The organism is Pseudomonas sp. NPDC008258 (assembly GCF_042956345.1).
GTDB lineage: Bacteria > Pseudomonadota > Gammaproteobacteria > Pseudomonadales > Pseudomonadaceae > Aquipseudomonas.
This window is the reverse complement of sequence record NZ_JBIBGE010000001.1, coordinates 254713-267512: the sequence shown is the minus strand read 5'-3', so window position 1 is coordinate 267512 and position 12800 is coordinate 254713. Positions and strand designations below refer to the sequence as shown.

At 61.6% G+C, this 12800-nt stretch carries 18 protein-coding genes; 10 read left to right on the top strand and 8 right to left on the bottom strand.

Features of this window, described 5'->3' with window-relative positions; genetic code table 11:
- Positions 1-63 precede the first annotated feature (63 nt).
- The 8 genes from hisG to ACFY9W_RS01165 all read right to left on the bottom strand — a co-directional run bounded on the left by hisG (position 64) and on the right by ACFY9W_RS01165 (position 5486).
- Positions 64-699 carry an ATP phosphoribosyltransferase gene (hisG, locus tag ACFY9W_RS01200; protein ID WP_284354926.1) on the bottom strand — a complete coding sequence of 212 codons (636 nt, stop codon included), beginning with the start codon at positions 697-699 and terminating at the stop codon, positions 64-66.
- Between the two features lie 93 nt (positions 700-792).
- The gene (gene murA, locus ACFY9W_RS01195) at positions 793-2058 is read right to left on the bottom strand and encodes a UDP-N-acetylglucosamine 1-carboxyvinyltransferase (protein WP_391124633.1); all 1266 of its coding nucleotides are present in this window, start codon (positions 2056-2058) and stop codon (positions 793-795) included.
- Between the two features lie 23 nt (positions 2059-2081).
- Positions 2082-2321 (bottom strand): BolA family protein, encoded by a 240-nt coding sequence (locus ACFY9W_RS01190; RefSeq protein ID WP_003255121.1) that lies wholly within the window; start codon positions 2319-2321, stop codon positions 2082-2084.
- Positions 2322-2438: 117 nt separating this feature from the next.
- On the bottom strand, positions 2439-2741 hold the full coding sequence (locus tag ACFY9W_RS01185; RefSeq protein WP_391124629.1) for an STAS domain-containing protein: 303 nt from the start codon (positions 2739-2741) through the stop codon (positions 2439-2441).
- Entirely contained in the window at positions 2738-3385 is a 648-nt protein-coding gene (locus ACFY9W_RS01180) for an ABC transporter substrate-binding protein (protein ID WP_391124626.1), read from the bottom strand. Before ACFY9W_RS01180 ends, ACFY9W_RS01185 begins: the two co-directional genes overlap by 4 nt.
- Before the next feature lie 9 nt (positions 3386-3394).
- Positions 3395-3880 (bottom strand): outer membrane lipid asymmetry maintenance protein MlaD, encoded by a 486-nt coding sequence (mlaD, locus tag ACFY9W_RS01175; protein ID WP_391124623.1) that lies wholly within the window; start codon positions 3878-3880, stop codon positions 3395-3397.
- Complete coding sequence (gene mlaE, locus ACFY9W_RS01170; protein WP_391124620.1) at positions 3880-4677, bottom strand: lipid asymmetry maintenance ABC transporter permease subunit MlaE; 798 nt, start codon at positions 4675-4677, stop codon at positions 3880-3882. The genes mlaD and mlaE overlap by 1 nt, the downstream gene beginning before the upstream one ends.
- Positions 4677-5486: an ATP-binding cassette domain-containing protein gene (locus ACFY9W_RS01165; protein ID WP_012270662.1), complete on the bottom strand. Its 810-nt coding sequence runs from the start codon at positions 5484-5486 to the stop codon at positions 4677-4679. Before ACFY9W_RS01165 ends, mlaE begins: the two co-directional genes overlap by 1 nt.
- 248 nt (positions 5487-5734) lie before the next feature.
- Here ACFY9W_RS01165 and ACFY9W_RS01160 point away from each other — a divergent pair, with 248 nt between their 5' ends.
- From ACFY9W_RS01160 to ACFY9W_RS01115, 10 genes are all read left to right on the top strand, one after another.
- The gene (locus ACFY9W_RS01160) at positions 5735-6709 is read left to right on the top strand and encodes a KpsF/GutQ family sugar-phosphate isomerase (RefSeq protein WP_391124616.1); all 975 of its coding nucleotides are present in this window, start codon (positions 5735-5737) and stop codon (positions 6707-6709) included.
- A gap of 11 nt (positions 6710-6720) precedes the next feature.
- On the top strand, positions 6721-7245 hold the full coding sequence (locus ACFY9W_RS01155) for an HAD hydrolase family protein (RefSeq protein ID WP_391124613.1): 525 nt from the start codon (positions 6721-6723) through the stop codon (positions 7243-7245).
- Positions 7246-7253: 8 nt separating this feature from the next.
- A complete protein-coding gene (gene lptC, locus ACFY9W_RS01150) occupies positions 7254-7826 on the top strand; it encodes an LPS export ABC transporter periplasmic protein LptC (RefSeq protein ID WP_391124610.1) in 573 nt (190 codons plus the stop codon).
- A complete protein-coding gene (gene lptA, locus ACFY9W_RS01145; protein WP_346644881.1) occupies positions 7813-8337 on the top strand; it encodes a lipopolysaccharide transport periplasmic protein LptA in 525 nt (174 codons plus the stop codon). The genes lptC and lptA overlap by 14 nt, the downstream gene beginning before the upstream one ends.
- Complete coding sequence (gene lptB / locus ACFY9W_RS01140; RefSeq protein ID WP_012270657.1) at positions 8338-9063, top strand: LPS export ABC transporter ATP-binding protein; 726 nt, start codon at positions 8338-8340, stop codon at positions 9061-9063.
- A 176-nt stretch (positions 9064-9239) separates the two neighbouring features.
- The gene (locus ACFY9W_RS01135; RefSeq protein ID WP_391124606.1) at positions 9240-10733 is read left to right on the top strand and encodes an RNA polymerase factor sigma-54; all 1494 of its coding nucleotides are present in this window, start codon (positions 9240-9242) and stop codon (positions 10731-10733) included.
- Between the two features lie 79 nt (positions 10734-10812).
- Positions 10813-11121 carry a ribosome hibernation-promoting factor, HPF/YfiA family gene (gene hpf, locus ACFY9W_RS01130; RefSeq protein WP_391124603.1) on the top strand — a complete coding sequence of 103 codons (309 nt, stop codon included), beginning with the start codon at positions 10813-10815 and terminating at the stop codon, positions 11119-11121.
- 12 nt (positions 11122-11133) lie between these two features.
- A complete protein-coding gene (gene ptsN / locus ACFY9W_RS01125; protein WP_391124600.1) occupies positions 11134-11598 on the top strand; it encodes a PTS IIA-like nitrogen regulatory protein PtsN in 465 nt (154 codons plus the stop codon).
- A gap of 2 nt (positions 11599-11600) precedes the next feature.
- The gene (rapZ, locus tag ACFY9W_RS01120) at positions 11601-12455 is read left to right on the top strand and encodes an RNase adapter RapZ (RefSeq protein WP_391124597.1); all 855 of its coding nucleotides are present in this window, start codon (positions 11601-11603) and stop codon (positions 12453-12455) included.
- Between the two features lie 19 nt (positions 12456-12474).
- The gene (locus ACFY9W_RS01115) at positions 12475-12747 is read left to right on the top strand and encodes an HPr family phosphocarrier protein (protein ID WP_105946930.1); all 273 of its coding nucleotides are present in this window, start codon (positions 12475-12477) and stop codon (positions 12745-12747) included.
- The last annotated feature ends 53 nt before the right edge of the window (positions 12748-12800 follow it).

The following is a 12800-nucleotide window of genomic DNA, read 5'->3' as shown; positions in this document are numbered from 1 at the left end:
CACCCGAGAAAAGTGGCTATGACGCGGATAGACGGGCGCGACAGCGAAGGTCGCGCACAGGAATCAACCGCGGTGTCGAGATTCGACCGCTTGACGCAGCGTGTCGATCAGGCTCTGGATACGGGCGTGCTGCATTTTCATGGAGGCCTTGTTGACCACCAGGCGCGAGCTGATCGTGGCGATCAGTTCCTGGGGCTCCAGGCCGTTGGCACGCAGGGTGTTGCCGGTGTCGACCACGTCGATGATCTTGTCGGCGAGGTTGATCAGCGGTGCCAGCTCCATCGAGCCGTACAGCTTGATGATGTCGACCTGGCGGCCCTGTTCGGCGTAGTAACGCTTGGCTACGTTGACGAACTTGGTGGCAACGCGCAAGCGGCCCTTGGGCTCAGGTGCGCCGACTGCGCCAGCGGTCATCAGCTTGCACTGGGCAATCTGCAGGTCCAGGGGCTCGTACAGGCCCTGGCCGCCGTACTCCATCAGCACGTCCTTGCCGGCCACACCCAGGTCGGCGGCACCATGCTCGACATAGGTCGGCACATCGGTGGCACGCACGATCAGCAGGCGCACATCTTCCTGCGTGGTAGGGATGATCAGTTTGCGGCTCTTGTCCGGGTTCTCGGTCGGCACGATGCCGGCCTCGGCCAGCAATGGCAGGGTATCGTCGAGAATACGGCCTTTGGAAAGCGCGATGGTCAACATTGGAACGTCGGTCCTTAAGCGGCTACTGCCGGCCGGGCCTCTAGCGCCCGACCGCATTCAATTCGAATGGCACATCCGTGTGCCAGCGGGCGACTAGCCCGGTACGCGGCGGATTTTCGCGCCGAGCATCTGCAGTTTTTCTTCGATGCACTCGTAACCACGGTCGATGTGGTAGATGCGATCGATCAGGGTATCGCCTTCGGCAACCAGCGCCGACAGCACCAGGCTGGCGGAAGCACGCAGGTCGGTGGCCATGACCGGGGCACCTTTCAGGGCCTTGACGCCAGTGACGATGGCCGTGTTGCCTTCGACCTGGATCTGCGCGCCCATGCGGTGCATTTCGTAAACGTGCATGAAGCGGTTTTCGAAGATGGTCTCGATCACCGCGCCAGTGCCTTCGGCGATGGCGTTCAGCGAGATGAACTGCGCCTGCATGTCGGTCGGGAACGCCGGGTACGGGGCGGTACGCAGGTTGACGGCTTTCGGCCGCTTGCCGTGCATGTCCAGCTCGATCCAGTCTTCACCGGTGTTGATGTCGGCGCCGGATTCCTTGAGTTTTTCCAGTACGGCTTCAAGGATGGTCGGGTCGGTGTCCTTGACCTTGACGCGGCCACCGGTCACGGCAGCAGCAACCAGGTAGGTACCGGTCTCGATACGGTCCGGCATCACGCGGTAGGTGGCCGAGTGCAGGCGCTCGACGCCATCGATGGTGATGGTGTCGGTACCAGCGCCTTCAACCTTGCCGCCCATGGCGTTGATGAAGTTGGCCAGGTCGACCACTTCCGGCTCGCGCGCGGCGTTCTGCAGCACGCTGCGGCCTTTGGCCAGGGCAGCGGCCATCATGATGTTCTCGGTACCGGTCACGCTGACGGTGTCGAAGAAGAAGTGCGCACCGCGCAGGCCACCTTCAGGCGCCTTGGCCTTGATGTAGCCACCTTCCACTTCGATCTTCGCACCCATGGCCTCAAGGCCGCGGATGTGCAGGTCGACCGGGCGCGAACCAATGGCGCAACCGCCAGGCAGGGCCACTTCGGCCTCACCGAAACGGGCGACCATCGGCCCCAGCACCAGGATCGACGCGCGCATGGTCTTGACCAGCTCGTAGGGCGCGACCAGGGTCTTGATGGTACGTGGGTCGATTTCCACCGCCAGCTTTTCGTCGATCACAGGCTCGATGCCCATGCGGCCGAACAGCTCGATCATGGTAGTGATGTCGTGCAGGTGCGGCAGGTTGCCCACGGTGACCGGGCCGTCAGCCAGCAGGGTCGCCGCCAGAATCGGCAGGGCTGCGTTCTTCGCGCCCGAAATGCGGATCTCGCCGTCAAGGCGAGCGCCGCCAGTAATAATCAGTTTGTCCATTGGAGTCTCGCCGCCAAGTTGGCTCAGGTGCGCTCAGCCCAGGCTGCGCTGCTGAAAAATTTCATGGTTACCGCATGGATGCTGCCATTGGCGATCCAGGGATTCAGGTGAGCATAGATCGCCTGCTGGCGTTTGACCGGGCTCAAGCCAGCCAACTCGTCGCTGATCACGTTCAACTGGAAGTTGCAGCCTTCGCCTTCAACTTCGACCCGGGAACCGGGCAATTTTTCTTCAAGGAAGCTTTTAACTTCTACGGCCTGCATGCTCAACCTCAATCGGCGCCCGATGCGCACGGGTCGGCCATCATACAAAAAAGCCCCTCGCCTGCGAAGCCCAACGAGGGCTTCGCTGACCGAGGGGCCATCATCCGTGCCTGGCCATTAGCTTGCCAGCACTTCGTCAAGGTCATAGACCCCGGCAATTTCCCGCATGTCGTCGGGCATGCTACGCACCTGGCAGCCTTTACCGGCGGCCTGGGCATCGCGCATGAATGCCAGCAGCAGCGACAGGCCGACACTGGTGGAATGTTGCACCGCCGAGCAATCGAGCACCAGCTGGGCCTCGCGGCAGGCCGCGATCAGCGCTTTGCCCTGCTTGCGCAGGTTCGGCCCGCTGCGGTAATCCAGCACGCCAGCCAGGCGCAATACGCCCGGCTCGGCCATGCTTACAGCGGCCTCACTCATTTGACAGTCTTCTCCGGGGAGTTGTCGGCAGCCTGCTTGGCCTTGGCCACTTCACCGGCCCAGCCGTCGATGGTCTTGTCCAGGTCGTTGCCATTGCGCTGCATGGCATCGGCGAACTGGTCGCGGAACAGCTTGCCAATGTTGATGCCGTTGACGATGACGTTACGCACTTTCCACTCGCCGCCCAGGTTTTCCAGGGTGTACTGGACCGGGTACACGGCACCATTGTTGCCGGTGACCTTCATGCCTACGGAAGCGCGCTTGCCGTCATCGGCCTTGGCCGGGTCTACGACGATACCCTGGTTGTTGTACTCCAGCAGGGCGTTGCCGTAGAACTGGAACAGGCTGCGCTTGAAGTTTTCCTGGAAGCGCTGCATCTGCTCGGGCGTGGCCTTGCGCGAGTACTTGACGGTCATGATGCTCCTGGAAATACCGTCGGCATCGACCACCGGCGCAAGGATCCGGTCAAGGGTGTCGTAGAACGCTTGCGGGTTGGCCTTGTACTGCTCTTTGTTGGCCTTGAGCTCACCGAGCAGCTCGGTGGTGGTGCTCTGTACCACATCATGCGGCGTCTGCGCAGCCATGGTCAGCAGAGGGAAGGCTGCCAGCAGAACCAGCAGGCCGCGTCGCAGAATGGAAATCATGGAAACTCCTTAATTAGCCGGTTGCGCTTCTTTCGGTTCCTTGCCAACAGTGTTGAGCAGGAACTTGCCAATCAGATCTTCCAGCACCAGTGCCGACTGGGTGTCGTGGATGGTCGCGCCGTCCTTGAGCACTTCGTCTTCACCGCCCACGCTGATGCCGATGTACTTCTCGCCAAGCAGACCCGCGGTCAGGATCGAGGCAGTGGAGTCGGTCGGCAGGTTGTCCACCGACTTGTCCAGTTGCAGGGTCACCCGACCGGTGTAGGAATCACGGTCCAGATCGATGGCGGTAACCTTGCCGATCGTCACACCGGCCATGGTCACTTTAGCTCTGACCGTCAAACCGGCAATATTGTCGAAGTAGGCATAAACTTTATAGGTATCGCTGCTCGGGCTGGCCGACAGCCCGCTGACACGCAGGGCCAGCAGCAGCAGCGCCAGGATCCCGGCCAGGAGGAACAGGCCGACACCGATTTCCAGGGTGCGGTTTTGCATCAGAAATCTCCAAACATCAAGGCGGTCAGAATAAAGTCCAGACCCAGCACTGCCAACGAGGCATAGACCACGGTCTTGGTGGTGGCACGGCTGATCCCTTCTGAGGTGGGCTCGCAGTCGTACCCCTGGAATACGGCAATCCAGGTCGTGACGAAGGCGAACACCAGGCTCTTGATCAGCCCGTTGAGCACGTCGTCGGTAAAGGAAACACTGTTCTGCATGTTGGCCCAGAACGAGCCCTCGTACACACCCAGCCAGTCCACGGCCACCCACGAGCCACCCCAGATACCGACCACGCTGAAGATCAGCGCCAGCAGCGGCAGCGAGATGAAACCGGCCCACAGGCGTGGCGCGACGATGTACTTGAGCGGGTCGACGCCGATCATTTCCAGGCTTGACAGCTGCTCGGTAGACTTCATGTTGCCGATTTCGGCGGTCAGCGCCGAACCTGCACGGCCGGCGAACAGCAACGCTGTCACCACCGGGCCAAGTTCACGCAGCAGGGTAAGGGCGACCATCTGCCCCACCGCCTGCTCCGAACCGTACTTGGTCAGGATGCTGTAGCCCTGCAGCGCCAGCACCATGCCGATGAACACCCCGGACACGACGATGATCGCCAGCGACAGCACGCCTACCGAATACAGCTGCTTGGTCAGCAGCTGGAAACCGCCACCAATGCCGCCACGGCCGATCAGTGCATGGAACAGGAACAGGCAGGAACGCCCCAGTACCGCCAGCACGTCGATCGCCGAGCGACCCAGCAGGCGGACACGTTCGAGTAAGGATCTTTTGCGCATCAACGCGCCCCCAGCAGGTCGGCGCGGTAATCAGGCGCGGGAAAGTGGAAGGGAACCGGGCCATCCGGGTCACCCTTCATGAACTGGCGAATCCGCGGGTTGTCCGAGCCCATCAGCTCATCGGGCGTGCCCTGGCCCAGCACCTGGCCATCCCCCACCACGTAGATGTAGTCGGCAATGCTGGCGGTTTCGGCCAAATCGTGGGAAACGACGATGCTGGTGATGCCCAGGGCATCGTTGAGCAGGCGGATCAGGCGCACCAGTACGCCCATGGCGATCGGGTCTTGGCCGACGAACGGTTCGTCGTACATGAGGATCTGCGGATCCAGGGCAATTGCCCGGGCCAGCGCCACACGACGTTTCATACCGCCAGACAGCTCGTCGGGCATCAGGTCGATGGCTCCGCGCAAGCCCACGGCCTGCAGCTTCATCAACACGATGTCACGGATCATTTCGTCCGACAGCTGGGTATGCACGCGCAGCGGGAACGCGACGTTCTCGAACACATCAAGGTCGGTGAACAGCGCGCCGCTCTGGAACAGCACACCCATCTGCTTGCGGGCGTCGAACAGATCACTGCGCGACAGCGTCGGCAGGTTCTGCCCGGCAACCCATACTTCACCGCTCGAGGGGCGCAGTTGTGCGCCCATCAGGCGGAGCAACGTGGTCTTGCCGCAACCCGATGGCCCCATGATGCCGGTGACCTTGCCGCGCGGGATGCGAATGTCGACGTTGCTGAAAATGCTGCGCGAACCGCGTTTGAAGGTAACCCCCTTCAACTCGACCGCGTAGGCGCTATCCACACTCATCTAGACTCCTTGCTAGTGCAGCCTCGTCCTAGTGGACGCCGGCCTCCGTCAGGAAGGCACACGCACCCCTGGCAGGCCGAATAGCGGCGAACTATAGCACCGCTGACGGCACCGCCCCAAGGCCATGCGAGCAGTCGTTCAGCCCCGGGACAGGCTTTGCTGACTTTCGCCACAGCAATCGAAAGGGTGAGGGTTTTCGTCATTGCGCGTATAATCGCGGCCTTTTCATCAGGCATTGCTTTTTCGACATGAGCCAATCCAGCGAGCTGATCCAATCCGCCCAACGCACCCTGCGCCTGGAACTTGAGGCCGTAGAGGCCCTGCTGGCACGCATCGACGACAATTTCGTCAAGGCCTGCGAACTGATCCAGGCCTGCAAGGGCCGGGTTGTCGTGGTCGGCATGGGCAAATCCGGGCACATCGGCAACAAGATCGCCGCCACCCTGGCCAGCACCGGCACACCAGCCTTTTTCGTGCACCCGGCCGAAGCCAGCCATGGCGACATGGGCATGATCACCCGCGATGATGTCATCCTTGCCCTGTCGAATTCCGGCAGCACTGCCGAGATCGTCACCCTGCTGCCACTGATCAAGCGCCTGGGTATCAAGCTGATCAGCCTGACCGGCAACCCGGACTCGCCCCTGGCCCAGGCCGCCGAGGTCAACCTCGACGCCCGTGTCGAGCAAGAGGCCTGCCCGCTGAACCTGGCGCCCACCTCCTCTACCACGGCATCGCTGGTGCTGGGTGACTGCCTGGCCATCGCCCTGCTCGAAGCCCGCGGCTTCACCGCCGAGGACTTTGCCTTCTCGCACCCGGGCGGCGCACTGGGCCGACGCCTGCTGCTGAAGGTCGAAAACGTGATGCACAGCGGCGACGAGCTGCCCCAGGTGCCCCGCGGCACCCTGCTGAAAGACGCACTACTGGAAATGTCCCGAAAAGGTTTGGGCATGACCGTGATCGTCGAAGCCGACGGCAAGCTGGCCGGGATCTTCACCGACGGCGACCTGCGCCGCAGCCTGGACCGCAACATCGACGTGCACACCACCCTGATCGACCAGGTCATGACCGTGCATGGCAAGACGGCTCGCGCCGAAATGCTTGCCGCCGAGGCCCTGAAGATCATGGAAGACTACAAGATCGGCGCCCTGGTGGTGGTGGACCGTGAGGACCGCCCTACCGGCGCCCTGAACATGCACGACCTGCTGCGCGCCGGTGTAATGTAAGGAGCGATGGAATGAATCAGGACCTCATGCAACGCGGCAAGCACATCAAGCTGGCAGTGTTCGACGTGGATGGCGTGCTCACCGACGGCCGCCTGTACTTCCTTGAAGACGGCAGCGAATTCAAGACCTTCAACACCCTCGACGGCCAGGGCATAAAGATGCTCATGAACGCGGGTGTGACCACCGCCATCATCAGCGGCCGCAAGACCCCGGTGGTCGAACGCCGCGCGAAGAACCTCGGTATCCCGCACCTTTTCCAGGGCCGCGAGGACAAATTGGTCGTGCTTGACGGCCTGCTCGCCGAACTGGGCCTAAGCTATGATCAAGTGGCCTACCTGGGCGACGACCTGCCGGACCTGCCGGTGATTCGCCGGGTGGCACTGGGTATGGCCGTGGCCAACGCCGCGCCGTTCGTACGCCAGCACGCCCATGGCGTGACCCAGGCACGCGGCGGCGAAGGTGCGGCCCGTGAATTCTGCGAACTGATCATGCAGGCCCAGGGCACCCTGGACGCTGCCAACGCCAATTACCTGTAAGGCTGCCCATGTTCAGCAAGAAAGCCCGCAATTTTGCGCTGCTCGCAGTGATCGCTGCCCTGCTGGTGGCGATCGGCTACTGGAATGTCAGCCCGGAAAGCTTCCTCGACAAGCCGGTGGCCCAGGTCGACGAAAGCGCCATCGACTACTATGCGATCAACGCCCACAGCGTGCAGTTTCTGCCCGACGGCAAACTGCAGTACGAAATGACTGCCGACAAGGTCGAACACCTCAAGGCCAGTGAAATCACCCTGTTGACCACGCCGGACCTGCACATGTACCGGGGCACCGAATACCCGTGGCACGTGCAAAGCACCCGCGCCGAGGTCAACCCGGACGGTACCGAAGTCGAGCTGATCGACAAGGTACGGGTTGCCCGCACTGACGAAAAGCAGCGCGAAACCATCATTACCAGCTCACGCATGACTGTGTTCCCGCAGAAGCAATATGCGCAGACCGAGCAAGCCGTTAGAATCGACGGCGCCGGTGGCACTACTACGGGCAAAGGAATGAAAGCGTATTTGAAAGAAGGCAAGATGGACTTGCTCTCTAACGTAAGAGGACAGTATGAGGCTCGTTAAAACCCTCCCCCTTTTGCTCAGCCTGAGCGCAGCACTGGGAAGCGCGAGCGCCCTCGCCCTGCCGAATGACCGTGACCAGCCGATCCGAATCCAGGCGGACAATGCCCACCTGGATGACAAGCAAGGCGTGGCCACCTACACCGGCGACGTGATCATCACCCAGGGTTCGATGATGATCAAAGGCAACACCGTGACCATCACCCGTTCCGCCGCCGGCGATATCGACGTGGTGACCTCGGTGGGCAACCTGGCCTACTTCGAGCAGCAACAGAGCGCAGCCAAGCCGGACAAGATGAAAGGCTGGGGCGTGACCATCCAGTATCAGGCACAGAAAGACCTGGTGATCCTCACCGACCGCGCCAAGGTCGAGAACGAGGGCAACACCACCGAAGGCGAGAAAATCGTCTACAACACCCAGACCCAGGTGGCAACTGCCGGTCGCGGTGGCAACGTGACTTCGCCGCGTCAGCGTATCGACATGGTGATCCAGCCCAAGAAGAAGGCCGAGTAAATGGCAACCCTCAAAGCCCAGCACCTGGCCAAGAGCTACAAGGGCCGTCAGGTGGTACGTGACGTCAGCCTGTCGATCGACAGCGGCCAGATCGTAGGCTTGCTCGGCCCCAACGGTGCCGGCAAGACCACCTGCTTCTACATGATTGTCGGGCTGGTGCAGGCCGAGCAGGGCCGCGTGCTCATCGACAACCTCGATGTCAGCCACCAGCCCATGCACGGCCGCGCCCGCGCCGGTATCGGCTACCTGCCGCAGGAAGCCTCAATCTTCCGCAAGCTTTCCGTGGCCGACAACATCATGGCCATCCTCGAGACCCGCAAGGACCTCGACCGTGAAGGCCGGCGCAAAGAGCTGGAAAGCCTGCTGCAGGAGTTCCACATCAGCCACATCCGAGACAACCTCGGCATGAGCCTTTCCGGTGGTGAACGCCGCCGCGTAGAGATTGCCCGCGCCTTGGCGACCGCGCCCAAGTTCATCCTGCTGGACGAACCATTTGCCGGTGTGGACCCGATTTCGGTCGGCGACATCAAGCAGATCATCCACCACCTCAAGGCCAAGGGCATCGGTGTACTCATCACCGACCACAACGTGCGTGAGACCCTGGATATCTGCGAAACCGCCTATATCGTCAATGATGGCCGCCTGATCGCCGAAGGCGATGCCGAGACCATCCTGGCCAACGACCTGGTGAAAGAGGTTTACCTGGGCCACGAGTTCCGGCTCTGACCCCGGCACATGCCTGGGGTACTGGCAAATCGCCCTGAAACCGGGGTTAAAGTTGTTACAGTGCTCTAGGCAAACGCTACAATTTAAGGCATAAAACTTGCTTGATCTGGCGCCCCGGCGCCCTCGTGTAGTGGATGGCGCATGCGCGCCGGCGAACAAGGTATTAAGCCCCAGCCATGAAACCATCGCTCGTCCTAAAAATGGGCCAGCAACTGACGATGACACCGCAGTTGCAACAGGCCATCCGCCTGCTCCAGCTTTCCACCCTGGACCTCCAACAGGAAATCCAGGAAGCGCTGGAGTCGAACCCGATGCTCGAACGTCAGGAAGACGGCGAGGACTTCGATAACAGCGACCCGATGGCGGACAACGCCGAGAACAAACCGGCCGCCGAAGCCCAGGACAACAGCTTCCAGGAAAGCACCGTCAGTGCCGACAACCTGGAAGACGGTGAGTGGAGCGAGCGCATCCCCAACGAGCTTCCGGTCGACACCGCCTGGGAAGACATCTACCAGACCAGCGCCAGCAGCCTGCCGAGCAACGATGACGACGAGTGGGACTTCACCACCCGTACATCGGCCGGCGAGAGCCTGCAAAGCCACCTGCTGTGGCAGCTGAACCTGGCGCCGATGTCCGACACCGACCGCCTGATCGCCGTTACCCTGATCGACAGCATCAACGGCCAGGGCTACCTGGAAGACACCCTCGAGGAAATCTGCGCCGGCTTCGACCCGGAGCTGGATATCGAGCTGGACGAGGTCGAAGCGGTGCTGCACCGCATCCAGCAGTTCGAGCCAGCCGGCGTCGGCGCCCGCAACCTGGGCGAATGCCTGCTGCTGCAACTGCGCCAATTGCCCGCCAATACCCCGTGGATGACCGAAGCCAAGCGCCTGGTCACCGATTTCATCGACCTGCTCGGCAGCCGTGACTACAGCCAGCTGATGCGCCGCATGAAAATCAAGGAAGACGAGCTGCGCCAGGTGATCGAGCTGGTGCAAAGCCTCAACCCGCGCCCCGGTTCGCAGATCGAGTCCAGCGAGCCTGAGTATGTGGTGCCTGACGTCATCGTGCGCAAAGACAGCGACCGCTGGCTGGTGGAGCTGAACCAGGAGGCCATCCCGCGCCTGCGCGTAAACCCGCAGTACGCCGGCTTCGTGCGCCGTGCCGATACCAGCGCCGACAACACCTTCATGCGCAACCAGCTGCAGGAAGCGCGCTGGTTCATCAAGAGCCTGCAAAGCCGCAACGAAACCCTGATGAAGGTTGCCACACAGATCGTCGAGCACCAGCGCGGCTTCCTCGACCACGGTGACGAAGCCATGAAGCCCTTGGTGCTGCACGACATCGCCGAAGCGGTAGGCATGCACGAGTCGACCATTTCGCGGGTGACCACGCAGAAATACATGCACACACCGCGTGGCATCTACGAACTGAAATACTTTTTCTCCAGCCACGTCAGCACCTCCGAAGGCGGGGAATGCTCGTCAACGGCGATTCGCGCGATCATCAAGAAACTGGTTGCGGCGGAAAATCAGAAAAAGCCATTGAGTGACAGCAAGATCGCTGGTTTACTGGAGGCACAAGGCATCCAGGTAGCCCGTCGCACCGTCGCCAAGTACCGCGAGTCCCTCGGCATCGCACCGTCGAGCGAGCGCAAGCGACTGATGTAGCGCCTGAGATGTGCCACAGCGTTTGTGGGGCAGGTGCAAGACCTGCCTCTTTATGCACGGGCAACAAAGGAGAAGCTGTATGCAAGTCAATATCAGTGGACAGCATGTAGAAGTCACCCAGCCACTGCGCGATTACGTGCTTGAAAAGCTCGCCCGCGTGGAGAGTCACTTCGACAAGATCACCAACGTGCAGGTCATCATGAAAGTCGAGAAGCTGTTGCAGAAGGTCGAGGCGACCCTGCAAATTCCCGGCGGCGAAGTGGTTGCCAACGCCGAACACGAAGACATGTATGCAGCGATCGACGCCTTGGCCGACAAGCTCGACCGCCAACTGAAAAAACACAAGGAAAAACAGCAAAGCCTGCTGCAAGGTGCAGCTGCCCGCTGATCCCCCTCATCCATGATCCGACTTGAAACCATCCTGACCCCCGGCCGTTCCCTCGTGAACGTGCCGGGCGGCAGTAAGAAGCGCGCCCTGGAAAAGGTCGCCACCGTCATCGCCGAACAAGTGCCAGAACTGGAGATGCAAGACGTCTTCGAAAAGCTGGTCGCCCGGGAAAAACTCGGCTCGACCGGTTTCGGCAATGGCATCGCCATCCCGCACTGCCGGCTTGAAGGTTGCTCCTCCCCGGTCAGCGCCCTGCTGCACCTGGAAGCCCCAATCGATTACGACGCCATCGATGGCGCACCCGTGGACCTGCTGTTCGTCCTGTTGGTGCCCGAAGCTGCCACCGATGCCCACCTGGAACTGCTGCGCCAGATTGCCAGCATGCTCGATCGCAAAGAGGTTCGTGATCGCCTGCGTGCCGCCAGCAGTAACGAGGCCCTGTACCAGGTTGTCCTGGACGTACAGAACGAGCACTGAACATGCGCCTGATCATTGTCAGCGGCCGGTCCGGCTCCGGCAAGAGCACCGCCCTCGATGTCCTGGAAGACAACGGCTTCTACTGCATTGACAACCTTCCCGCCGGGCTGCTGCCGCAGTTGGCCGAAGAGGCACTGATCAACACCGAACTGCTGCAACCGAAAGTTGCCGTGTCGATTGACGCTCGCAACCTGCCTAGCCACCTGACGCGCTTCCCCGAATTGCTCGAAGAAGCCCGTGCGCGCAACATCCAGTGCGATGTGTTGTTCCTGGATGCCGACGAAGACATGCTGCTCAAGCGCTTCTCGGAAACCCGCCGACGGCATCCGCTGACCAATGCCAATCGCTCGCTGGCCGAAGCGATCCGCGTCGAGAGCGAACTTCTGGGCCCGATCGCCGACCTGGCCGACCTGAAGATCGACACCACCAGCCTGAACCTCTATCAGCTGCGTGATTCCATCAAGCTGCGCCTGCTCAACCAACCCGAGCCTGGCACCGCGTTCCTGGTCGAGTCGTTCGGCTTCAAGCGCGGCATGCCGGTCGATGCCGACCTGGTGTTCGATGTGCGCTGCCTGCCCAACCCCTACTGGAAGCCCGAGCTGCGCGAGCACTCCGGCCTCGACCAACCGGTTGTCGACTACCTGGCCGCACAGCCGGATGTCGAAGACATGTACAACGACATTTCCAGTTACCTGCTCAAGTGGTTGCCGCGCTTCGCCGCCAGTAACCGCGCCTACGTGACCATTGCCATCGGCTGCACCGGCGGCCACCACCGTTCGGTGTACATCACCGAGCGCCTTGGCCAACAGCTGCAGCAATCCCTGAAAAACGTCCAGGTCCGCCACCGCGACCTCTAGCCCAAGGATCCGCCCCACGATGCCCGCCCGCGAAATCACCATCATCAACAAGTTGGGTCTGCATGCCCGGGCGGCAGCCAAGTTCGTCGGCGTGGCCGGCCGCTTCCCCTGTGCAGTCAGGGTTGGCCGTGCGCCGGACAAACTGGTGGATGGCAAGAGCATCATGGCGGTGATGATGCTGGCGGCTGGCAAAGGCACCCAGGTGCACCTGCTCACCGAGGGCGAGCAGGACAACGACGCCATGGATGCGCTGGTCGAGCTGATCAACAACTTCTTCGACGAAGGCGAGTAAGCCCCTAAGCCCTGCACCGCCCATGTGGGAGCGGCCTTGTGTCGCGATTGGGG

What these genes read in the sequence shown, in the direction of transcription:
- ACFY9W_RS01115 (WP_105946930.1), top strand. Translation starts at nt 12,475, where the DNA reads ATGCCCGCCCGCGAAATCACCATCATCAACAAGTTGGGTCTGCATGCC.
- ACFY9W_RS01160 (WP_391124616.1), top strand. Translation starts at nt 5,735, where the DNA reads ATGAGCCAATCCAGCGAGCTGATCCAATCCGCCCAACGCACCCTGCGC.
- ACFY9W_RS01185 (WP_391124629.1), bottom strand. Translation starts at nt 2,741, where the DNA reads ATGAGTGAGGCCGCTGTAAGCATGGCCGAGCCGGGCGTATTGCGCCTG.
- lptB (WP_012270657.1), top strand. Translation starts at nt 8,338, where the DNA reads ATGGCAACCCTCAAAGCCCAGCACCTGGCCAAGAGCTACAAGGGCCGT.
- ACFY9W_RS01190 (WP_003255121.1), bottom strand. Translation starts at nt 2,321, where the DNA reads ATGCAGGCCGTAGAAGTTAAAAGCTTCCTTGAAGAAAAATTGCCCGGT.
- ACFY9W_RS01135 (WP_391124606.1), top strand. Translation starts at nt 9,240, where the DNA reads ATGAAACCATCGCTCGTCCTAAAAATGGGCCAGCAACTGACGATGACA.
- ptsN (WP_391124600.1), top strand. Translation starts at nt 11,134, where the DNA reads ATGATCCGACTTGAAACCATCCTGACCCCCGGCCGTTCCCTCGTGAAC.
- murA (WP_391124633.1), bottom strand. Translation starts at nt 2,058, where the DNA reads ATGGACAAACTGATTATTACTGGCGGCGCTCGCCTTGACGGCGAGATC.
- lptC (WP_391124610.1), top strand. Translation starts at nt 7,254, where the DNA reads ATGTTCAGCAAGAAAGCCCGCAATTTTGCGCTGCTCGCAGTGATCGCT.
- ACFY9W_RS01180 (WP_391124626.1), bottom strand. Translation starts at nt 3,385, where the DNA reads ATGATTTCCATTCTGCGACGCGGCCTGCTGGTTCTGCTGGCAGCCTTC.
- mlaD (WP_391124623.1), bottom strand. Translation starts at nt 3,880, where the DNA reads ATGCAAAACCGCACCCTGGAAATCGGTGTCGGCCTGTTCCTCCTGGCC.
- hpf (WP_391124603.1), top strand. Translation starts at nt 10,813, where the DNA reads ATGCAAGTCAATATCAGTGGACAGCATGTAGAAGTCACCCAGCCACTG.
- mlaE (WP_391124620.1), bottom strand. Translation starts at nt 4,677, where the DNA reads ATGCGCAAAAGATCCTTACTCGAACGTGTCCGCCTGCTGGGTCGCTCG.
- rapZ (WP_391124597.1), top strand. Translation starts at nt 11,601, where the DNA reads ATGCGCCTGATCATTGTCAGCGGCCGGTCCGGCTCCGGCAAGAGCACC.
- ACFY9W_RS01155 (WP_391124613.1), top strand. Translation starts at nt 6,721, where the DNA reads ATGAATCAGGACCTCATGCAACGCGGCAAGCACATCAAGCTGGCAGTG.
- ACFY9W_RS01165 (WP_012270662.1), bottom strand. Translation starts at nt 5,486, where the DNA reads ATGAGTGTGGATAGCGCCTACGCGGTCGAGTTGAAGGGGGTTACCTTC.
- hisG (WP_284354926.1), bottom strand. Translation starts at nt 699, where the DNA reads ATGTTGACCATCGCGCTTTCCAAAGGCCGTATTCTCGACGATACCCTG.
- lptA (WP_346644881.1), top strand. Translation starts at nt 7,813, where the DNA reads ATGAGGCTCGTTAAAACCCTCCCCCTTTTGCTCAGCCTGAGCGCAGCA.